Genomic DNA, 19558 nt, shown 5'->3' with positions numbered 1-19558 from the left:
CGGGGCGCCTCGATGAGACGAAGGCTCGTTAGCACGAGTGCGGCGCAGATCGCAAGACGGGAAGCGCGGGACGAAAAGCGCGCCGGCCGTCATCACAGGCTTGTCGGAGGCGCCTGCGCTCGGCGGCGCCTCCGTTCGTCCGTTCAGGCGCCGGACGCCAGGGCCGCGGCGACCTTGCGGGCGAAGGCGACGGGGTCGCGCGGGGTGTCGCCGTCCTGGATGCGGGCGAGATCGACGAGGGTGCCGGCGGCGTCCGCCACGTCTTCTCCGGCTTCCGCTTTCGCGCCGAGGGAGGCGATCAGCGGATGGCGCGGGTTGATCTCGAGGATCGGCAATCCGCCGGCTCCACGCCCGGCCCGGCGCAGGAGGCGCTGCATCTGCAGGTCGGGCCCGCTGCCCGAGGCCGAGAGCACCACGGCGCTCTCCACCAGCCGGTCGGTGGCGCGGACATCGGCCACATCCTTGGCCAGCGCCGCCTTAAGGGCGGCGATGAGGGCATCGACCGGGGCCGGCGCCTCACCGGCCTCATCCTCCGCAACCGCGATCTTCGAGAGGTCGAGGCCGCCCTGTGTCACCGAACGCAGCGGCTTCTCCTCGAAGCGGCCGAGCTGCTCGGGCCAGAACGCGTCCACATGGTCGGAGAGCAGAAGGACCTCGACGCCGCGGGCGCGGAAACCCTCGAGCTGAGGCGAGGAGGCCAGGGCTTCGGCATCGTCGGCCACGAGGTAATAGATCGCCTCCTGGCCGTCCTTCATGCGCGAGACGTAATCGGGCAGCGAGGTCCAGCCCTCCACCGCCGAGGACCGGAAGCGCAGGAGCGGGGCGATCTCGCCCCGGCGCTCGTAATCCTCGTAGATGCACTCCTTGAGGACGGGCCCGAAATTCTCCCAGAACGACCGGTAGCCCTCGGCATCCTTGGCGCGGGTGCCGAGCTCGGAGAGGACGCGACCGGTGACGGCGCGGCGGATCTTGGTGAGGACCGGCGTCGCCTGCAGCATCTCGCGCGACACGTTGAGGGGCAGATCCTCGGTGTCGACGACACCCTGGACGAAGCGCAGCCAGGTCGGCAGCAGCTCCGCCTCGTCGGTGATGAACATGCGCCGGACATGGAGGCGGACCTTGCTGGCGCGTTCGCCCTCCACCGCCTGGAACGGCTTCATGCCGGGGATGAACAGCAGCGCCGAGAATTCCAGCGCCCCCTCCGCCCGCCAGTGCAGGGTCGCCCAGGGCTCGTCGAAGTTCATGCCGACATGGCGGTAGAACTCGGTGTACTGCTCCGGGGTGACCTCGGATTTCGACTTGCGCCACAGGGCCGTGCCCTGGTTCGCCGTCTCGGTCTTGCCCTCGGAGACGATGGCCACCGGGACGGTGATGTGGTCGGCCCATTTGCGCACGACGTGGTCGAGGCGATAGCTCTCCAGATACTCGTCGGCATCCTCCTTGAGATGGAGGACGATGTCGGTGCCGGGCTCGTCGCGCGTCGCGGGCTCGAGGGTATAGCTGCCCTTGCCGTCCGAGGCCCAGGTCCAGGCCTCGTCGGCGCCGGCGCGGCGCGAGGTGACGGTGACGCGGTCCGCCACCATGAAGGCGGAGTAGAAGCCGACGCCGAACTGGCCGATCAGGCTGGGCCTGTCCTCGGCCTTCGCGTCTCCGAGCGACTGGCTGAAGGCGCGGGTGCCCGAGCGGGCGATGGTGCCCAGATTCTGCGCCAGTTCGGCCTTGGTCATGCCGATGCCGGGATCGGAGATCGTCAGCGTGCGCGCGGTCTTCTCGGGGGTGATCGTGACCTTCGCGTCCGGCGGCGGCGCCGAGACCGATTGCGTCAGCGCCTCGAAGCGGCGCCGGTCCAGGGCATCGGCGGCGTTGGCCACCAGCTCGCGCAGGAAGATTTCGCGGTCGGAATAGAGGGCGTGGACTACGAGGTCCAGCAGCCGGCCGACCTCGGCACCGAAATCGTGCCGTTCCAGGGTATCGCTCAAGGGTTTGCCTCCGGGGATCGAACGGTGCGCGATATGACCCCTGCGCCGGGGAAATTCAATGTCGGCAAGAAGAAGCCGCCCCCCCGGCAGGCAGCCGACGGGGACGGCGCCCGGCGAATGCAACCTTGTCCGCTCTCGGGCGTAGCCGTGTCTGACTCGACACCCTTGGAGACGACGACGATGGAACCGATGAAGCCCATGAAACCGATGGAGCCGATGAAACCCATGTCCGGCGGCGAGGCCTGGTGGCCGCAGGAGTTGGGCCAGCCGTCCACCAGCGGTGGCCAGAACGGGATGCGCTACGCGTTCTTTCCCGATGCCCACCGTCTCGTCATCGACACCGACGGCAAGCGCACGACCTACGATACCGGCGACCACCAGATCAGCGGCGTTTCCCAGAGCAACGGCTCCGCGCCGACGTTCTCATCCCGCCAGGGCGACGTCTCGGTGAAGGATCTCAAGACGGTCGACTGAGCGCCAGAGGCGGCGCCGGGCGCGCCGCCGTTGCGCCCCGCCGACCGCATCGACATACTCCCCCGACGTGATGCCGAGGCGCAAAGCCGACGCATGATGCGGGGGGAGTGGGGCGGTGAAGGAGGACACGCGGATGCGTGGGCATCTGTGCGGGATCAGGACCGCCTGGACGGTCGCCCCGACGGCGGCCGAGGCGGTGGCGGACGTCGCCGCCGGCATCGGCCCAGCCCGCCTCTCGCATCTGCTCGCCTTCTTCTCTCCCGACTACACCGTCGACGACCTGAACACCGCCCTCGCGGGCGCCTTTCCCGATACGCCCATCACCGGATGCACCATGTCGGGCGGCATCTGCCCGGCGGGAGGATTGGAGCGCGGCCTCGTGGTGGTGGCGTTCCCCGAACGGGGTTTTCGCATCGTCTCCGCGATCCTCGATCACATCGACCATCTCGACGTGGCGCGCACGGCCTCGTCCGTCCGCGCCCTGCGGCGGATCCTGGAGGCGGAATCCCCCGATTCTGCACCGAGCCGGCGCTTCGCCCTGTCCTTCATCGATGGCCTCGCCAATGCGGAGGAGACGGTGGTCTCGGCCATCGCCTGGGCGCTGGACGGCATTCCCTTGGTCGGCGGCTCGGCCGGCGACGACCTGAGTTTTCGCGAGACGGTGCTGCTCCACCAAGGCACGATCCATCGCCGGGCGGCGGTGGTGGTGCTGGTGGAGACGGACTATCCGTTCCAGATCTTCAAGAGCGATCATTTCGAGCCGACGGCCACGAAGTTCGTGGTCACGGCCTCCGACGACGAGCAGCGCATCGTCCACGAGTTGAACGCCGAGCCCGCCGCCCGCGAATACGCCATGGCGGTGGGGCTCGACCCGGAAGCGCTGACACCGATGAGCTTTGCCGCCTATCCCCTCGCGGTGAAGGTCGGGGGCGAGTATTTCTGCCGCTCGATCCGGCGCATGAACACCGACGGCTCGCTGAGCTTCTTCTGCGCCATCGACGAGGGCGTCGTGCTCACTCTGGCCCAGCCGCGCGACATCGTGGAGACCACCCGGAGCGAACTCGCCCGCCTCGAAGCGGCGCTCGGGGGGATCGACCTCATCATCGGTTTCGACTGCGTCCTGCGGCGCCTCGATGCGGAGAGCCGGCAGGTCCGCCAGGGCATCTGCGACCTCTATCGCCGCTATGACGTGGTCGGGTTCGAGACCTATGGCGAGCAGTACCGGGCGATGCACCTCAACCAGACCTTCACCGGCATCGCCATCGGCCGGCCGCCCGCGTCATGACGGCCGGCACTGGACGTGTCGCCGACGACGAGACCAGCCGCCGCATCGCCAAGCTGGAGCGGATCAACGCGGCGCTCATGGCGCATGTCGAGCGCACCATGGACCAGCAGGGGGGCGCCTATTCGCTGTTCCAGACCGCGATCATGCTCGAAGGCCGGGTCCGCTCGCGCACCGAGGAACTCACCGGCCTGATGCACAGCCTGGAGCGCTCCAACGCCGCCCTGGTCGCGGCCAAGGAGGAGGCCGAGACGGCCAACCGCTCGAAGACCCGCTTTCTCGCCGCCGCCGGGCACGACCTGCTTCAGCCGCTGAATGCCGCGCGCCTCTCCGCCTCGGCCCTGTCGGACATGCCCCTCGGCCCGGAAGCCCTGGCGATGTCGGGGCAGGTCGAACGGGGCCTGCAGACCATCGAGGACCTGATCAAGACCCTGCTCGACATCTCCAAGCTCGATGCCGGCATCGTCCGCCCGGTCATCCGCCCGGTGGCTCTCGGCGATCTCCTCGACGGGATCGTGGCGAGCTTTGTGCCGATGGCCGAGCGCAAGGGCCTGCGGCTTGCCGTCCGCCGCCCGGAGATCCGGGTGGACAGCGACCCGGTCCTGCTGCGGCGCATCCTGCAGAACCTCGTCTCCAACGCGATCCGCTATACCGACCGGGGCGGCGTGCTGATCGCCGCGCGCCGGCGCGGCCGGCTGTGCCGCATCGAGGTGATCGATACCGGACGCGGCATCGAGGAGAGCGAGCGCCACCTCGTCTTCGAGGAATTCTACCGGGGCGGCGGCGGGTGTGACGAGGGCGAGCCGGGACTCGGCCTCGGCCTGTCCATCGTCCAGCGCATGGCCATGGCCCTCGACCATCCCCTCGTCCTCCATTCGCGGCTCCGCCACGGCACGCGGGTCGGCCTGTCCGTGCCCATCGACGCCTCCCCGACCGAGACCATGGCAGGCCCCGAGCCCATCGCGACCCGGTTGACCGGGGCCCGCATCCTCATCGTCGAGAACGACCCGGCCACCGCCGACGCCCTGAAGCGTCTTCTGCAGAACTGGGATGCGGAGGTTAGCGCCCATCGCGACCTTGCGGGCGTGGCGGAACGCGTCGCCGCCGGGCAGCCACCGCCGGACGTCCTGATTCTGGATTATCACCTCGATCACGACGCCTGCGGCCTCGATGTCGCGACCTACCTGCGCGGCGTGACCCGTTCGGCCCTGCCGGTGATCGTGACCACCGCCGACCATTCACCCGGGATCGAGGCCGACGTGTCGAGGATCGGCGCCGAATTGATGCACAAACCGATCAAGCCGGCGCAGCTGCGAGCCCTCCTCACTCATTTGCTCGCCTGATCCCGCGATCGGGCGGGGGGGGCGGCATCAGGCCGGGTCGGCGTCGATGCGCATCCTGAGGATCGCATAGGGCGGCTGCCGCAGATCGCGGCCGTTGTTGTAGTCCGGGCTCCGATTGACCTGCGCGGCGGTGATGTAGAGCCAGCGGTCGGGGGTGATCCAGAACGTGTCGGCCCAGATCAGCCGGGGATCGGTGGCGAGGATGGTAACGGTGCCGTCCGTCTCGCGCCGGCCGACAGCGTTGTGCTCCTGCAGGGCGAGATACACGCGGTCCTTCGAATCCGCGATGAGGCCGCCGGTCATCCCCTTTTCGCCGAGATCCTCGACGGCGGCGGCGACCTCGGCATCCGACACCGCCGGATCGAGGAGCAGGGCGGTCTCCACCGCATAGAGCCGCCGGCCCATGAGCGGCGCATAGTAGAGACGGCGGCCGTCGGGGCTGAGGGCGATGCCGTTGGCGCCGCCCTGCACCGGGCGGGGCGGCCCCTCGGCCTTGCGCTGGAGAATCTGCCGGTTCTCGACGATCTTGACGATGCCCTTCTGGGAGTCCGTGCTGGCATGCTCGGCGAGGCGCCGGACGACGCGGCCGCTGGCGAGATCCACCGCGAGGATCGCGCCGTGCCCGTCCTGGCCCTGGTCGGTGATGAAGGCCACCGCCCGGTCGTCGCGGATGTCGACCCGCAGGTCGTTGAGGGAGGAGGTCGCCGTGACGCCGGCCTCCAGGGGGACCACCCGCGCGATCCGGTTGGTGGCCAGATCGAACTGGACGAGCTTGGCCCCTCCCGGCATGGGCGGCCCCGCACCGTCCGGCAGCCCGGCATCGAGAATCCAGAGCTTGTCGTCCCGGTCCATCACTCCATTGGGGACATGCAGCAGGCGGGTCTGGGCGTGCTTGGCATCGGGCTGGTTGGCGGTCTCGTCGGGATAGGGCGTCACGCTCCCATCCGGCATGACTTCGCCGAGGGTGAAGGGGACCTTGGCGTTGAAGCGCGGCATCATCACGAAGACGCGGCCGCTCCGCGAGAGGGTGAGGCCGGTGGGGTTCGAGGGCGCGTCCGCCGCCAGGGCGAGTTCGAGTCCCGGCACTCCCGGATCGCTGGCGACCGTCTTGCCGGATGCCGCACGGGAGGAGCCTCCCTCATCCGCGGAGGCCTGGCTGCTCAAGGCGGCGAGTCCGGTCAGGCCGGCCGCCAGCATGTCACGTCGAGCGAGGGTCATGGGTACTGCAATCCTGAAAACATGAAATCGGTCAGCCGGCTTTCGCCGCGCCCCGGACCTTGAGATCGATGGCCGCCACCACGGAGCCGGCCGAGATGAAGAGTCGGCGCCCGTCCTGCCCGCCGAACTCGACATTGGAGGCCGGCGTCGCGGTGGCGATCCGGCCGAGCAGCGTCCCGTCGGGCAGGTAGATGCGCACGCCGTCGGCACAGGCCGCGTAGATCCGCCCGGCTTCGTCGATGGCCAGCCCGTCCGGAGCGCCGGCATCGAGCGATGCGACGACGCGCGGCCCGCCGAGGCGCCGTTCCTCCACCGGGAAGGCCAGGATGGCCCTTGCACCTTCCGCATTGTCGAGGGCGGCACTGGTCTCGGTGACGTAGAGCGTTCGGCCATCCGGCGCGAAGGCGATGCCGTTGGGCTGGCCGACGGCATCGGTCATGCCCTGGACCTCACCGGCCGGATCGACCCGGTAGACCCGCCTCGCCGATTGGGCCGGCACCGCCTGAATGCCTTCATCCGGCACGGTGATGCCGAAGACGGGATCGGTGAACCAGATCGCTCCGTCCGGCGCGAGCGCCGCGTCGTTGGGCGAGTTCAGGGGCTTGCCGCCGTAGGAATCCGCTAGCACGGTCATCGTCCCGTCGGGTTCGCGGCGGACGACGCGGCGGGTCCGGTGCTCGCAGGTGACGAGGCGCCCCTTCGCATCGAGAATGTTGCCGTTGGCGTTGTTCGACGGATCGCGAAACGGCGTCACTCCGCCGTCCGCACCGATCACCAGCATGCGGTTCGACCGCACGTCGCTGACGATGAGGCCCCCGAGATGCGGAGCCCAGCACAGGCCTTCGCACCACCGTCCCTCGCGATACAGGGTCACCGGTCGGGCGGACGAATCGACCAGATCGGCGAACCGGGGATCGTCCGGCCGGAGGATCGGAGCCGCCGAGGCGGGCGGGCTCCAGAAACCGGATGCGGCAAGGCCGCAGAGGATGTCGCGTCGACGCATGGAAAGGCTCGTGACGGAGGGGGGCGGCAAGGCCCGGCCGGTCTCGCCGACAGGCCGGGCCTTCGGACTCAGCGGGCGGATGGGCTTGTCGTCGAGCCGGTGGCATCGCTCGCCGAGGGCTTGATGCTCCACAGGTCCGTGGGCAGGGCCGCCGGGGCGTCGGACTTGTAGAAAGCCGAATCCTGGATGCGCGAGGTCGTCACGTAGAGGGTTCCGTCCGGTCCTTCGGCGAAGGTATCGGGCCAGCGCAGGCGCTTGTCCTGGATCAGGGTCGTAAGGGCCGAGCCCTTGGCGGACAGGTCGCGGACCTTGATCGAGTCGTCCTGGGGCGACGTGACGTACATCCGCCCGTCCTTGCGCGAGATGATGAGGCCATCGGCCGGGCCGTTGTCGCCCACCGTCTCCACCTTGCCCGACAGGCTTCTGTCGCTGAGTGCCTCCGGCACGAGCGACGAGGTCAGCCAGCCGGTGAGCGCGGATGTCGGCAGGCTGTAGAGGGTCCGCCCCTTGATCGCCTGCCAGTAGAGAGTGCCGCCATCGGGCGAGAGGGCGATGCCGTCGGCGGCGAATTCCACGCCGCGCCCATCGGGCCGCCGCAGGGGCTTGCCCTCGTAGGTAACGGTGACGCTCGCGTCGGGTTGCGTCGTCGGATCGCCGTCGAGGAGGCGACGGGCCTTGCCGCTGGCGAGATCGACTACGACGAGGGCGCCGCTCGCACCCGAGTCGGTGAGATAGGCCGTCTTTCCGTCCGGCGAGAAGCGGACGTCGTTGAGGTAGGACCCCTGCGGCGCCACGGCCTCGTCGAAGGCGATGGTCCGGGCGGGCTTGTTGGTCTTGAGGTCGATCTCCACGAGCTTCGGCCCGTTCTTCACCACCGCCGCCATGGCGGGCGCGGCCGGATCGAGCACCCAGAGATTGCCGTCCGGACTCGCCACCACGCTCTGGACGCAGATCCAGTGGTCCCCCGCCGAAACCTCGTCCTTGCGGGCGTTGCGCCAGGAATTCCACTCGGCATCGGGGAAGGGGGTGATCCGGCCGTCCTTCACCTCGGCGACCGAGACGGCGCTGTCCTCGGTCCAGCGCGGAAAGTTCACGAAGACGCGGCCATCCTTGGAGACGGTGACGCCGGTGACCTGATGCTCGAAGCTGGCGACCTTGGTGAGTGTGCCGGCGGCAGGACCGACCTGGGCTTCAGCCGCGGCGACCCCGGATACGATCGTGCCGGAAAGGAGCAGGACGGCCAGGGCGGCGCGGGTCGTCGTCGATGACATCATGGGGTACTCGTCGCGAGGGGAGGAGGAAACACTCCCTTCGGCAACGCAAGGACCGGCGGCCAAGCTTCATCGAAATTTCGCGATCGTGTGGGCCGTTCAGGCGGCGAGCGCGCGCTTCACTGTGGAGCGCAGGTCGGCCAAGGAGAACGGCTTCGTCAGCACGTCGGTGACGATGGCGTCGAGGCCACGGGCCCGCTCGCGCTGGTCGGCAAACCCCGTCATCAGGAGGATCGTCAAAGCAGGAAAATCGCGCTTGGCCGCCAGAGCGAGGGCGATGCCGTCCATCAGCGGCATGCGGATATCGGTGAGCATCAGATCGAATGCACCATCCGCCTCCGTCAGCCGATCGAGCCCGTCGCTCCCGTCCGACGCCGTCACGACGGAATGCCCGTCGATTTCCAGGCCCCGTTTCAGGAAGCCGCGCACGGGCTCTTCATCGTCAACGAGGAGGATTCGTGCCATCAACTCTCTATCTCTTCTGGATCGCCCAGACTGCGCTTCGACCTTGCCGCGATGTCAAGAGCCGCTTTGCATCAAATGATATGCAAATGTTCCGCGATGCCCGGCCGCGCGCAATTGTCGCCCTCACGTCGCGGGAAGGCCCGATCGCCGGCTTCGCTTGGCCGGAGGGCGGGCTCAGGTGCCGCCGAACAGGTCCGGATCGCTGCTCACGTGGTCGACCAGGCCGACGAAGGGGAGCTGACGATATTCGTGGGCGACATCCATGCCGTAGCCCACCACGAACACGTCGGGGCAGGTGAATCCGACGAAATCGGCATCGATGGTCACCGCCCGCTTGCCCGGCTTCTCGAGCAGGACGGCGGTCAGGACCCGCTTGGCGCCGCGCGCCATGAGCAGATCCTTGGCGAAGACGACGGTGCGTCCCGATTCCAGGATGTCGTCCACGAGGAGGACGTCGCGGCCGCGAACCTCGCTCTCCACGTCGCGCAGGATCTCCACCTGCCCCGAGGAGACCGTGCCGCTGCGATAGCTCGACAGGTGGACGAACTCGACCTGCGGTGACAGGCCGGAGCGGTGCAGCGCCCTCAGCAGGTCGGCCGCGAACATGAAGCTCCCCTTGAGAACCGCCACGACGAGGAGGTTCTCGGGCTTGGCCGCGACGATGGCCGCGGCCAGCTCCTCGTTGCGGTTCGCGATGGCGGTTTCGTCGAAGAGGACGCGGACGCGTCGGGTCGGACTGGTCATACGATCTCCCTACCACGCGCCGGATCGGCTGGCATCGGATTTCGCTCCCGGGGACGCGCGATGGCGCAGTTTCATCGCTCCGGATCCGGTTCGGGCGCCCCGCGTTCCGGCGCGAATCCGACCTTGATCGTCCGCCCCTGCGCCGGAGGAGCCGACAAACTCGCCCGAAAACGGGCCGTCTCGCGATCGTCCAGGCTGGAACGCGGCGGCGCCACGGTCCAGCGGTAGATCGCCTGCCCCTGCCCGTCCCGCACCTCCACCTCGATCGGTGGCACCGGGACGGAGCTGCCCGCCACGCCGACGAGGTCGCCCTCGATGACGAGTTGGGCGACGGCCCCCTCGCCCTGGGTCTGGAACGCCGCGAGATCGCGGATCTCGATGCCGCGCAGGTTCACCGGCATGCCGATCCGGGCGTAGAGCGCAGCGCTCTGGGGCATGGCTCGCACGACGGTGCTGCGCGCGAGAAGCGCCAGGGGAATGCCTGCCAGCAGGGCGAGCCCGAAGGCGGCGGCCGGCGACAGGGCGCCCCATCGGGTCTTTGGCGGCGTCCGCCCGCGGACCTTGCGGACCGGTTTCTCCTCCGGCACCGGATCCACGGCTGCGGACTGAGCCTCCTCGGCCAGCGCGGCTTCCCATGCATCGAGATCGGCCTGCGCCGCGCCACGCCCCTCCACCGAGCCCATCGCCGCCTGGATCTCGGCCATCTCCTCGGCGAGGGCGGCCGCGACCTCGTCGGGTGAGATGAACCAGGTTTCGCGACAGGCGGCGCAGCGCACCGAGCGGCCCTCGACGCCGACCCTGTCGGTCGCCACGTCGTATTCGCTTGCGCAGGACGGGCAGACGATCAGCATGGCGAATCGACGCCTCGAATTCTCGATCGGCAGTTGCCGGCTCGGTGAAAAAGACTCACACCGTCATCGCCGAAAGCGGTTAATCCTCCGTGAAGCGGCAGAATGGGAGCGGACGTTTGTCAGCAGAATCGGGCATCGACGGATCCGGAAATCTCGCGTGACCGGTGACAGCCTCCTGTCGGGCGTCGAGGAGCCCGTGGTCCAGTTCGAGAATGTCGGGATGCGCTACGGCCTCGGTCCGGAAGTGCTGAGCGACGTGAGCTTCCAGATCGCTCCGCGGTCGTTCCAGTTTCTCACCGGCCCCTCCGGCGCGGGGAAGACCACCCTGTTGCGCCTGATCCTGCTCTCGGTGCGGCCGACGCGCGGATTGGTTTCCGTGTTCGGGGAAGAGGTCAGCGATATTTCCAACGAGGCGCTCACCGGCCTCCGGCGGCGGATGGGTATCGTGTTCCAGGATTTCCGCCTGCTCGACCACCTCACCACCTATGAGAACGTCGCCCTGCCCTTGCGCGTCCAGGGCCGCTCGGAAACGAGCTACCGCGCCGAGGTGGTGGAACTCCTGCGTTGGGTCGGCCTCGGCGAACGCATGCACGTCCTGCCGCCGCTTCTGTCCGGTGGCGAGAAGCAGCGCGCGGCGATCGCCCGCGCGCTCATCGCCCGGCCCGACCTTCTCCTCGCCGACGAACCCACCGGCAACGTCGATCCCGGCCTCGGCCGGCGGCTGCTGCGACTGTTCATCGAACTCAACCGGCTCGGAACCTCGGTCCTGATCGCCACCCACGATTTCGGCCTGATGGACCTCGTCGACGCCCCCCGGCTCGTCCTGGGTCAGGGCCGGCTGCAGATCGAACGCTGATGGGCCAGGTAAGCCCCCCCCCGCATCCCTCGACAATTGTCGCGCCCGACAGGGAGGCGCTTCCAGCGACCCTGCGACGCAACGCCCCCCTCGTCCCCACCGACTCCGCCGCGAGCCGGGCGCTCGCCGCGGTCATCGCCATCCTGACCTTCCTGGCGGCTCTCTGTGCCGGGGCGGCGGAGATCGTCGCCTCAAGCGCCGACCAATGGCAGGGCAGCGTTGCGCAGGAGGTGACGATCCAGGTGAGGCCGAGCGCCGGCCGCGACATCGACGCCGATGTGGCCAAGGCCGACGGGCTGGCAAAGGCGACGCCCGGAATTGCCGCGACGCGGATCTTCTCGAAGGCCGAAGCCGAACGCCTGCTCGAGCCCTGGCTCGGCAGCGGTCTCGACCTCTCCGACCTGCCGGTTCCGCGGCTCGTGACCCTGAAGCTCGCGGAATCCCCTGCCCCCGACCTCAAGGGACTGCGGAGCGCGCTCGGCGAAGCCATGCCGGGTGTGGCGAGCCTCGACGACCATGCCCTGTGGCTTCAGCGGCTTTCGACCATGGCCAACACCTTCGTCGGCGTCGGCATCGGGATCGTCGCCCTCGTGCTTATCGCCACCGGCCTTGCCGTGGTGTTCGCCACGCGCGGCGCCATGGCCGGCAACCGGGAAGTGGTGGAGGTGCTGCACTTCGTCGGCGCGAACGACGATTTCATCGCTCGCGCCTTCCAGCGCCGCTTCTTCCGCCTTGGCCTGCGCGGTGGAATCATCGGCTCTTGCCTGGCACTGGCGGTCTTCGCGCTCGCGGGACTGTTCGCCCGGCTCTGGCGCTCGGGGCCGGCCGGCGACGAGATCGAGGCCCTGTTCGGCGCCTTCCATATCGGCTGGCGCGGCTACGCCGCCGTTCTGCTCATCGGCGTGATCGCCTCGGTGGTCACCGGCGTCGTGTCGCGGCTGACGGTTCGACGCTTCCTGCGTTGAAGCCGGCTTTCGGGCGCGGGATACGTCCCTACGCGACCGTCCGCATGACGTCGCATGGGTTCCGAATACCGCCTCCCGGTCGCGTTAACGATCCGTAAACCGTTAAAGGCGGAAGTATCGCCTCGCGGATGCCGCATTCGGCACTACCTTCGGAGAATGGCCACGCGGATGTCAGGACTTGGCACCACTCGCCCAACGGAGGCGTTCGGTTGGGTCTGGCCACGAGGTCGAGCGGAATCGTCGGTGCCCCCCGCACGGATCGCAACGGTGATGTCTCCAAGACTACAGCGCCTCGGCTATGTCGCCCTCGGCCTTGGTACCGTCGCCGCCTTGGCGCTCGTTACCGGGTTCCTGCTCTTCGCTGAATCCATCGCCCGTGACGAGCGCACTCTCGACGGCCGAGCAGACGGAATTGTCGTCCTTACGGGCGGTGCACAGCGTATCGGCGACGCCATCGACCTTCTTGCCGGCGGTTATGGCCGGCGCCTGCTGATCACCGGCGTCAATGAGCGGACGAGCCGCGATGAGATTGCCCGGCTCAACCCGAGCCAGCGCCATTGGATCGAGTGCTGCGTCGACCTCGATTACCGGGCCCGCAATACGATCGGCAACGCCATCGAGACCCGTCGCTGGATGCGCCAGCACCGGTTCAACACCGTCGCGGTGGTGACCTCGAACTACCACATGCCCCGGACCCTGGTGGAACTCGACCACGCCCTGATGGGCAAGGATCGTGTCCTGCCCCACCCCGTGATCGCGGACGGCTTCGATGCCGATCGCTGGTGGCGCCACCCCGGAACGGCGAGGCTCATAGGCTCGGAATACCTGAAATTCCTCGTCGCTTGGCTGCGGACGCGGTTCGAGTCCGATCCGGAGCAATCCCGGGCGGCGATCATGATGGGACGCGGAAAGCCGATCAAGCTCGTCTCCGAGACGATCCTGCGCGCGCAGTATTGACGCTCCCCCCCTCAGCGGGAAGCGTGTCGCCCGAGAGGCACCGTGACGATCTTCGCTCCGGTCTGCATCTGCGAAGCGATGGCTGTCGCGGCCGGGCTTCGTCCTCCCCGCGACAATATCTTAGGGCCGGGGTTGCGAGCCCGATGCCTCGCGCCGGGCATTGTATCGATCACGTAGAGGGTAGGCGTTCCGACGGGCGCAGGACGGATGCCGGTCGCGGTGGGAATCCCGTAGGTCCCATAGCCCCAGGCGCTCGGGACCAGTTCGGTCGGTCGAGGCAAGGGCGGCCGCGACGCAGCAAAAGTGGACGCAACAACGTAGGGGCCGGCGTAGCTCTCATCGAACCGCGCGTGAGGCCTACCGGGATGACCGTAGCCCGAGGTGACGACATCCTGCGCGTAGGCCGTCGGCGCCGCCATGAGGGCAAGCGCCAGACCGCATCCCAGCATCGATCGTCTCAGCATCGGCGACATGCCAGCCTCCTTGCCTGGATCCGGTCCGCGATCGGACGGCATGCAAAGCATGATCCTGCCTAAAACCGGTGAGAGAACAGGGAGGAAGAGTACGGAGAGACGATGTCGCGCGACCTTCGGGACACTGACCTCGACGCCCACACGGCGTCATCGAAAGAGGGAGGCAATCGTTCTAGCGGCAGGTGGTGACGCGGCGGACGATCCAACCCTCGCCATCGACGAACAAGCGCTTGCGCGATTTGGTGCAGGCGAGCGTATCGTCCTCCGCCTCGACCGTCAGGGCGACTTTGCCAACTTCCGCATCCCGGTGGGGTGGGGTGGTCGAAGATCCCTCGGTCCCGGGCATCGCTTCGGCGGAGAGGGAGGACGCACCGATGAGGAGCGCAACGCCCATTCCGGTGAAAAGCCCGAATCGTTTCGTCATCGCAACCCTGCCCGCGCTCCGATTTTCGAAGCGCCATCCAGACCCAAGTCGTTGCGCTAACCGCAGCGATTGGTCTGTAAAGTCGCGTGAGGGCGAAACGGTTGCAGCGCGATGACGCGCCGCACCCAAATAGTTAAGATGCGTTGCTGGTTATGTGGCTTCGCACCGTCACGATCACGATGGCCCGTCGGAAGCGCGGCAGCCATCCCGTGATTGACGTCAACCTCCAGCGGTGACGCTGAGCAGCGGCAGGGTCACGGCAAGCTCCGGGGCGCCGAGGATGCGGGGTGCCAGAGAGGGGAGGGTCAGGGCTGCGATCCCGAGAATAAGCGCCAGCCCGAGGAGCGACGTTTCGAGACCGCGGTAGATCACGTCCATTCCCACCTCCGCCGTTAGGGGCCGGGCGGATCATGGGCGGGAGGGGGTTAACCAATCCCTCACGCGACGCATTGAGGGAAGTCGCTGACGGGGAGACCCAGGCCACGGTTCAATCAGGCCGGCACGGTTGCCGTCACGCCCTCCCGAGCGTTGTCATGTGAGCGAGGTCCATTTCCGGCGGTTTGAGCAGGGCGGCCGCCAGATTGGCCTCGAGCACGATGAGATCGCTGTCGGGATCGGGCTCCCATCCGCAAGCGCAGCCGCCCGGGCCGTCGTGGGCCTCGGCAATCTGTCGATACAGCGTCCCGATGGCGCGCGCCGCCACTGCCAGCGCCTGGAGCGCCGGGAGAGGTTGTCGGTGCAGGCTGGTCCAGAAGGCGCGGCGCAACGCTTCGTCCAGCTCGCTTCCTTCCTTGGGCGGCTCGATACAAGGCCGAGACGAACGGACGGCGCTCACGCGATCTCTCCTCTTATGTCCGGGATCGGTTCGGGCATCAGCCGCGGCTCCTGCGCGGCGGCGAGGAAATCCACGAAGTCGGCGATGCGGTGCAGACGCAGGTCGACGGCGCAACCGTCCCACCATGCCAATCGTACATAGCCCCGGATCAGTTCCAGCATCCGTTCCATCTTGACCGACCTCCACATCCCGCAATGCCCCGATAGAAGACATAAAGAAGCAAGTCGAGCGATCAATCAAGCGTATTGGCGAATATTGGAAAGAGTATAAATCTTACATAACTCGCCAAGCCATCAGATTTGATTTATATCTATTCTAGTCTATGAATCCTCAGCGCCTGCTTCCTTGAGGGGCCCGGGACGTCGAAGGCACCGCGGACCAGCGTTCGAGGGGAGTCGCCCCCACACCCGTCCATGACAGGGAGCGGCGGCTCTCGGGCAACGGTCTCGACTCTGATCGTCTCCAAGACGATAAGCCTCGCATTGCGCCGACGACCAAGGTTGGAGAAATCGAGTGTCGAACCAGGAAGAGCTCGAAGGTCGGGACAACCAGGCCGAAAAGGCGGCGGCAAAGGCATTCCACGCCCATCTCCGGGAAGGCGATACGGACGCGTTCATCAAGCTGGAGAACGATCTTCTCGCCGAGTCGGAGCAGAGATGGGGCTCCTTCGTCACGGCGTTCCGCACCCTGCGCAGCTTCGACGAGTTGGCAGCCGAAGCCGGCCTCGAGGAGAAATACCGCCCCAAAGTGTGGTGGATGCGCAGTCCCTATCCCGGCAATTTCGGTGACATCCTCACCCCTTACGTTCTCTGGCACGCCTTTGGTGTGATGCCGCGCTGGGTGGCCTCCAGCAAGGCGGAAGGCCTCTGCATCGGCAGCATCGCCAAATTCGCCCGTCCCGGCACCCGCGTATGGGGAACCGGCATGCCGCGCGACAGCGACCCGCTCTGCCCGACCGCGATCTACAGCGCCGTGCGCGGCCCGCTCTCGCGTGCGGCAGTGATTGCCAGCGGCGGGGAATGCCCGGAGATCTACGGCGATGCCGCGGTCCTGCTGCCGGAACTGTATGCGCCGAATGTGCCCAAGACCCACAAGATCGGTATCATTCCGCACGTGCTGCAGGAAGGGATGTTCCGGGCCGCCATCGAGAAGCTCGATGCAGATCACATCAAGATCATCTCACTGCTATCGGTCACGTTCGACGAGATCGAAGGTGTCATCAGAGACATCATGAGCTGCGATGAGATCGTCTCGACCTCGCTCCACGGCCTCATCGTTTCCCACGCCTACGGTGTTCCCTGTCAGTCGCTCAATGTGACGAGCGACACGGAGAGCGCGGAGGATTCGTTCAAGATGCGGGATTACAAGCTCTCGGTCGGTCTCGATGATCCGGCTCTCGGCGTCCCGCCGCGCTTCACCGACCTGGGCTGGCTCGAGGCACGCAAATGCGTTCTGCCGCCGTCGCCGATCGACACGAAGGCCCTCCGGGCGGCGTTCCCCTTCCCCGTCCGGTTGAACAGCTGAACGCCAGGGCCAGATTTCCGGCTCCCAGGATCGGCCCCTCTCAGGGCCGCGGAGGTCGCTCTCCTTACGCCCTCCCGAGGGCGTTTCGGTGGGCAATCCCGAGGCGTGGGTCTCGTCCGTCGATCGCTCGGCGACGCGGGCCCAGAATGCTCTGGCCCGACTCGAAAAAAATCGGGCAACAGCGGGCTTAGCGCAGAATCCCATCGTCAAAGCTGTGTGCGTGGCCGCACATCGATGTCGAAAGCGGCTGACTACCTGATGGTCAATCCCACTTCGATCCTGGCAACCTGCTTGTGACCGTTCTTGCGAGGAACGGGCCGCATCGGTGCGCCGAAAGGCACCGGATCTCAGGCAGATCGGGCAATCGGTAGTCGAACGATGACCATGACGCACACGACCTCGGCTGAGGACGGCCTCTCCCTACGCTTCTGGGGCGTACGAGGTTCCACGCCGGTCAGCGGGCCGGATTATGCCGAGTTCGGAGGCAATACTCCCTGCATGGAAATTCGCTGCGGCACGCGCTTGTTCATGGTCGATGCCGGCTCCGGTCTCAACGCCTGCGGCCTGCACCATCGTGAGGCGCTGCCCAAGGAGATCGATCTCCTGTTCAGCCATCTCCATCTCGACCACACCGCCGGCCTGCCGTTCTTCAAACCGGTCGTCTTCAACCCCGAGCGGACGATCAACACCTATTGCGGCAACCTCGACGGGGACAGCGCCAAGGCGACCCTCGACCGGCTGTTCTCGCCGCCGCTGTTTCCGGTGACGCTGGACGTCATCCCGTGCACCTTCGCCCATCACGGATTCAAGGCGGGCGAGTCGCTGAGTTTCGCCGACGGCGCGCGGGTCGACACCATCCTGCTCAACCATCCACAAGGGTCGGTGGGCTACCGTTTCGAGCATGCGGGCAAGCGCCTCTGCATCATCAGCGACATCGAGCATTCCGATCCCTGGCCCGACGAGGCCCTGCGCCGCTTCGTGGAGGGTGCCGACCTCCTCGTCTACGACGGCATGTTCACGGAGACCGAATATCCGCGCTGCTGCGGCTGGGGTCATTCCACGTGGCAGAAGGGCGTCGAGTTGGCGCAGGCGGCTGGGGTGAAGGCTCTGGCGATCATTCATCTGCATCCGTCCCATGGCGATGCGCAGTTGCGCAGCGTGGAGACGGAGATGCAGGCCGTCATGCCGACCGCCTTCATCGCGCGCGAACGCCAGATGGTCGCCGTGGGCGAGACGACGGAGCCGGCCCGTGACGGCCGGCATCTATCCCTGATCAAGACGGCCTGACGGCCTCCTCCCGTCCCAGGCGGCTGTTGCGCCGGCTCCAGGCGAAGTAGATCACCAGTCCTACCACGAGCCAGGCGAGCAGTCGCAGCCAGGTCTGTCCGTCGAGGGACACCATCATGGCGAGGCAGCTGACGATGCCGAGGATCGGCACCAACGGCACCAGAGGGGTCCGATAATCCCGGCGCGCGTCGGGCTGGGTCCGACGCAGAATGATGACCCCCGCACAGACCAGGATGAAGGCGAGCAGGGTGCCGATGCTGGTCATGTGGCCGAGCTGGCTGATCGGCAGGAATCCGCCGAGCGCGCTGGTGAACACCATGAAGAACAGGTTCGAGCGGTAAGGGGTCTTCCAGGTCGGATGGATCTTCGAGAAGAAGCCCGGCAGCAGCCGGTCCTGGCTCATGGAATAAAACACGCGGCTCTGGCCCAGCAGCAGGACCAGGATCACGGTGGAGAAGCCGGCGATGACGCCGAGGGTCACGAGGCTCTTCAGCCAGGGGAACGGGGTTTGCGCGATGGCCGTGTTCACCGGCGCCGCATCGCCCTTCATGGCGTCGTAATGGACGAGGCCGGTGAGCACGCCGGCGAAGGCGATGTAGATCACCGTGCAGATGGCCAGCGACCCGAGGATGCCGATCATCATGTTGCGCTGGGGGTTCTTGGCCTCCTGCGCCGCCGTCGAGACCGCATCGAACCCGATATAGGCGAAGAACACGACGCCGGCACCGCGCATGATGCCGCTCCAGCCGTACTCGCCGAACGTACCGGTATTCTCGGGGATGAACGGCACGTAGTTCTGCGCCTTGATGTAGAACAGGCCGACCCCCACCACGACCGCCACCACCGCGAGCTTGATCGCCACGACGACGGCATTGACGCGGGCAGATTCGCGGATGCCGATCATCAAGAGGGCCGAGACGGCGACGATGATGAGGATGGCCGGCAGGTTGACGAGGCCATGCGCCGTCACCCCGTCGACCGTGTAGGTCTCGAAGGGGGAATTGACGAGGCTGGGCGGCAGGTTGATGCCGAGGGTGTCCCGCAGGAACCGGGTGACGTAGCTCGACCAGCTCACCGAAACGGTGGCCGCGCCGACAGCGTATTCGAGCACGAGATCCCAGCCGATGATCCAGGCGACGAACTCGCCCATGGTGGCATAGGCGTAGGTATAGGCCGAACCCGCCACGGGGATCATGCCGGCGAGTTCGCTGTAGCACATGCCGGCAAAGGCGCAGGCGATCGATGCGATGGCGAAGGAGATCACCACAGCGGGGCCGGCATGCTCGGCCGCCGCGATGCCGGTGAGGGAGAACAGGCCGGCTCCGATCACCGCGCCGATGCCGAGGGCAACGAGGCTCCAGGGGCCGAGGCTGCGCTCGAGCTTGTGCTCACCCCCTTCGGCATCGGCATTCAGTCGCTCGAGGGATTTCGTCCGGGTGAGATCGCCTGCGAGGCCTGACGCCATGGATCGATGCCCTTCATGGTGGGAGCGGGAATGTCCGGCGTCCAGCGCATTGCGGTCATGCAGCTTTCCCGCCATGGGCTAAACCTTGGCCATTCAACGAGGTTCCGGAACAATGACGCGCCGTCGCGTGGAGGCCATCGCA

Annotated in this window: 20 protein-coding genes; 8 read left to right on the top strand and 12 right to left on the bottom strand. The window is 67.3% G+C overall.

The window, feature by feature from the left end; genetic code table 11:
* Window positions 1-143: 143 nt before the first annotated feature.
* Window positions 144-1979 (bottom strand): molecular chaperone HtpG, encoded by a 1836-nt coding sequence (gene htpG / locus MKK51_RS04355; RefSeq protein ID WP_243975199.1) that lies wholly within the window; start codon window positions 1977-1979, stop codon window positions 144-146.
* Between the two features lie 189 nt (window positions 1980-2168).
* Between htpG and MKK51_RS04350 the strand changes: the two genes are divergently transcribed.
* The 3 genes from MKK51_RS04350 (at window position 2169) to MKK51_RS04340 (ending at window position 5078) form a co-directional block, all read left to right on the top strand.
* Complete coding sequence (locus MKK51_RS04350; RefSeq protein ID WP_313898791.1) at window positions 2169-2453, top strand: hypothetical protein; 285 nt, start codon at window positions 2169-2171, stop codon at window positions 2451-2453.
* Window positions 2454-2586: 133 nt separating this feature from the next.
* The gene (locus MKK51_RS04345; protein WP_243975197.1) at window positions 2587-3738 is read left to right on the top strand and encodes an FIST N-terminal domain-containing protein; all 1152 of its coding nucleotides are present in this window, start codon (window positions 2587-2589) and stop codon (window positions 3736-3738) included.
* Window positions 3735-5078 carry a hybrid sensor histidine kinase/response regulator gene (locus tag MKK51_RS04340; protein WP_243975196.1) on the top strand — a complete coding sequence of 448 codons (1344 nt, stop codon included), beginning with the start codon at window positions 3735-3737 and terminating at the stop codon, window positions 5076-5078. The genes MKK51_RS04345 and MKK51_RS04340 overlap by 4 nt, the downstream gene beginning before the upstream one ends.
* A gap of 27 nt (window positions 5079-5105) precedes the next feature.
* Here the strand turns inward: MKK51_RS04340 and MKK51_RS04335 are convergent, their stop codons facing one another.
* The 6 genes from MKK51_RS04335 to MKK51_RS04310 form a co-directional block, all read right to left on the bottom strand.
* Entirely contained in the window at window positions 5106-6296 is a 1191-nt protein-coding gene (locus MKK51_RS04335; RefSeq protein WP_243975195.1) for a major royal jelly family protein, read from the bottom strand.
* Window positions 6297-6327: 31 nt separating this feature from the next.
* Entirely contained in the window at window positions 6328-7299 is a 972-nt protein-coding gene (locus tag MKK51_RS04330) for an SMP-30/gluconolactonase/LRE family protein (protein ID WP_243975194.1), read from the bottom strand.
* 68 nt (window positions 7300-7367) lie between these two features.
* Window positions 7368-8573 carry an SMP-30/gluconolactonase/LRE family protein gene (locus tag MKK51_RS04325; protein WP_243975193.1) on the bottom strand — a complete coding sequence of 402 codons (1206 nt, stop codon included), beginning with the start codon at window positions 8571-8573 and terminating at the stop codon, window positions 7368-7370.
* A gap of 96 nt (window positions 8574-8669) precedes the next feature.
* On the bottom strand, window positions 8670-9035 hold the full coding sequence (locus MKK51_RS04320; RefSeq protein ID WP_243975192.1) for a response regulator: 366 nt from the start codon (window positions 9033-9035) through the stop codon (window positions 8670-8672).
* A 174-nt stretch (window positions 9036-9209) separates the two neighbouring features.
* Window positions 9210-9779, bottom strand: coding sequence for a hypoxanthine phosphoribosyltransferase (gene hpt / locus MKK51_RS04315; RefSeq protein ID WP_243975191.1), 570 nt, complete (start codon window positions 9777-9779; stop codon window positions 9210-9212).
* Window positions 9780-9850: 71 nt separating this feature from the next.
* The gene (locus tag MKK51_RS04310; protein WP_243975190.1) at window positions 9851-10630 is read right to left on the bottom strand and encodes a zinc-ribbon domain-containing protein; all 780 of its coding nucleotides are present in this window, start codon (window positions 10628-10630) and stop codon (window positions 9851-9853) included.
* 157 nt (window positions 10631-10787) lie between these two features.
* Here MKK51_RS04310 and ftsE point away from each other — a divergent pair, with 157 nt between their 5' ends.
* The 3 genes from ftsE to MKK51_RS04295 all read left to right on the top strand — a co-directional run bounded on the left by ftsE (window position 10788) and on the right by MKK51_RS04295 (window position 13408).
* The gene (ftsE, locus tag MKK51_RS04305) at window positions 10788-11486 is read left to right on the top strand and encodes a cell division ATP-binding protein FtsE (protein ID WP_243975188.1); all 699 of its coding nucleotides are present in this window, start codon (window positions 10788-10790) and stop codon (window positions 11484-11486) included.
* A complete protein-coding gene (locus tag MKK51_RS04300; RefSeq protein ID WP_243975185.1) occupies window positions 11486-12451 on the top strand; it encodes a cell division protein FtsX in 966 nt (321 codons plus the stop codon). Before ftsE ends, MKK51_RS04300 begins: the two co-directional genes overlap by 1 nt.
* 270 nt (window positions 12452-12721) lie before the next feature.
* Window positions 12722-13408, top strand: a complete 687-nt coding sequence (locus MKK51_RS04295; RefSeq protein WP_243975184.1) for a YdcF family protein — start codon at window positions 12722-12724, stop codon at window positions 13406-13408.
* 645 nt (window positions 13409-14053) lie between these two features.
* Here MKK51_RS04295 and MKK51_RS04290 read toward each other — a convergent pair.
* From MKK51_RS04290 to MKK51_RS04275, 4 genes are all read right to left on the bottom strand, one after another.
* Entirely contained in the window at window positions 14054-14305 is a 252-nt protein-coding gene (locus tag MKK51_RS04290) for a hypothetical protein (protein WP_243975183.1), read from the bottom strand.
* 219 nt (window positions 14306-14524) lie between these two features.
* Entirely contained in the window at window positions 14525-14683 is a 159-nt protein-coding gene (locus MKK51_RS04285) for a hypothetical protein (protein ID WP_243975182.1), read from the bottom strand.
* 133 nt (window positions 14684-14816) lie between these two features.
* Complete coding sequence (locus tag MKK51_RS04280; protein WP_243975181.1) at window positions 14817-15140, bottom strand: hypothetical protein; 324 nt, start codon at window positions 15138-15140, stop codon at window positions 14817-14819.
* On the bottom strand, window positions 15137-15301 hold the full coding sequence (locus MKK51_RS04275) for a hypothetical protein (protein WP_243975180.1): 165 nt from the start codon (window positions 15299-15301) through the stop codon (window positions 15137-15139). The genes MKK51_RS04280 and MKK51_RS04275 overlap by 4 nt, the downstream gene beginning before the upstream one ends.
* A 352-nt stretch (window positions 15302-15653) precedes the next feature.
* Between MKK51_RS04275 and MKK51_RS27355 the strand changes: the two genes are divergently transcribed.
* Both MKK51_RS27355 and MKK51_RS04265 read left to right on the top strand, forming a co-directional pair.
* The gene (locus MKK51_RS27355) at window positions 15654-16664 is read left to right on the top strand and encodes a polysaccharide pyruvyl transferase family protein (protein WP_243975179.1); all 1011 of its coding nucleotides are present in this window, start codon (window positions 15654-15656) and stop codon (window positions 16662-16664) included.
* Window positions 16665-17042: 378 nt separating this feature from the next.
* A complete protein-coding gene (locus MKK51_RS04265) occupies window positions 17043-17951 on the top strand; it encodes an MBL fold metallo-hydrolase (protein WP_243975178.1) in 909 nt (302 codons plus the stop codon).
* On the opposite strand, the gene MKK51_RS04260 is transcribed toward MKK51_RS04265, so the two are convergent.
* Entirely contained in the window at window positions 17938-19416 is a 1479-nt protein-coding gene (locus MKK51_RS04260) for an amino acid permease (RefSeq protein ID WP_243975177.1), read from the bottom strand. The genes MKK51_RS04265 and MKK51_RS04260 overlap by 14 nt on opposite strands.
* Window positions 19417-19558: the final 142 nt, after the last annotated feature.

The sequence above is a fragment of the Methylobacterium sp. E-045 genome, assembly GCF_022829685.1.
Taxonomy (GTDB): Bacteria; Pseudomonadota; Alphaproteobacteria; order Rhizobiales; family Beijerinckiaceae; genus Methylobacterium.
The sequence above is the reverse complement of the archived record's forward strand: the minus strand, read 5'-3'. Positions and strand labels throughout refer to the sequence as shown.

Bases quoted from the DNA above. Each gene is read 5' to 3' on its own strand.
- MKK51_RS04285 (WP_243975182.1), bottom strand. From the start codon at position 14,683: ATGGACGTGATCTACCGCGGTCTCGAAACGTCGCTCCTCGGGCTGGCG.
- MKK51_RS04290 (WP_243975183.1), bottom strand. From the start codon at position 14,305: ATGACGAAACGATTCGGGCTTTTCACCGGAATGGGCGTTGCGCTCCTC.
- MKK51_RS04300 (WP_243975185.1), top strand. From the start codon at position 11,486: ATGGGCCAGGTAAGCCCCCCCCCGCATCCCTCGACAATTGTCGCGCCC.
- MKK51_RS04295 (WP_243975184.1), top strand. From the start codon at position 12,722: ATGTCTCCAAGACTACAGCGCCTCGGCTATGTCGCCCTCGGCCTTGGT.
- MKK51_RS04325 (WP_243975193.1), bottom strand. From the start codon at position 8,573: ATGATGTCATCGACGACGACCCGCGCCGCCCTGGCCGTCCTGCTCCTT.
- hpt (WP_243975191.1), bottom strand. From the start codon at position 9,779: ATGACCAGTCCGACCCGACGCGTCCGCGTCCTCTTCGACGAAACCGCC.
- MKK51_RS04275 (WP_243975180.1), bottom strand. From the start codon at position 15,301: ATGCTGGAACTGATCCGGGGCTATGTACGATTGGCATGGTGGGACGGT.
- MKK51_RS04350 (WP_313898791.1), top strand. From the start codon at position 2,169: ATGAAGCCCATGAAACCGATGGAGCCGATGAAACCCATGTCCGGCGGC.
- MKK51_RS04335 (WP_243975195.1), bottom strand. From the start codon at position 6,296: ATGACCCTCGCTCGACGTGACATGCTGGCGGCCGGCCTGACCGGACTC.
- MKK51_RS04265 (WP_243975178.1), top strand. From the start codon at position 17,043: ATGACCATGACGCACACGACCTCGGCTGAGGACGGCCTCTCCCTACGC.
- MKK51_RS04310 (WP_243975190.1), bottom strand. From the start codon at position 10,630: ATGCTGATCGTCTGCCCGTCCTGCGCAAGCGAATACGACGTGGCGACC.
- MKK51_RS04340 (WP_243975196.1), top strand. From the start codon at position 3,735: ATGACGGCCGGCACTGGACGTGTCGCCGACGACGAGACCAGCCGCCGC.
- MKK51_RS04260 (WP_243975177.1), bottom strand. From the start codon at position 19,416: ATGGCGTCAGGCCTCGCAGGCGATCTCACCCGGACGAAATCCCTCGAG.
- MKK51_RS04330 (WP_243975194.1), bottom strand. From the start codon at position 7,299: ATGCGTCGACGCGACATCCTCTGCGGCCTTGCCGCATCCGGTTTCTGG.
- MKK51_RS04345 (WP_243975197.1), top strand. From the start codon at position 2,587: ATGCGTGGGCATCTGTGCGGGATCAGGACCGCCTGGACGGTCGCCCCG.
- MKK51_RS04320 (WP_243975192.1), bottom strand. From the start codon at position 9,035: ATGGCACGAATCCTCCTCGTTGACGATGAAGAGCCCGTGCGCGGCTTC.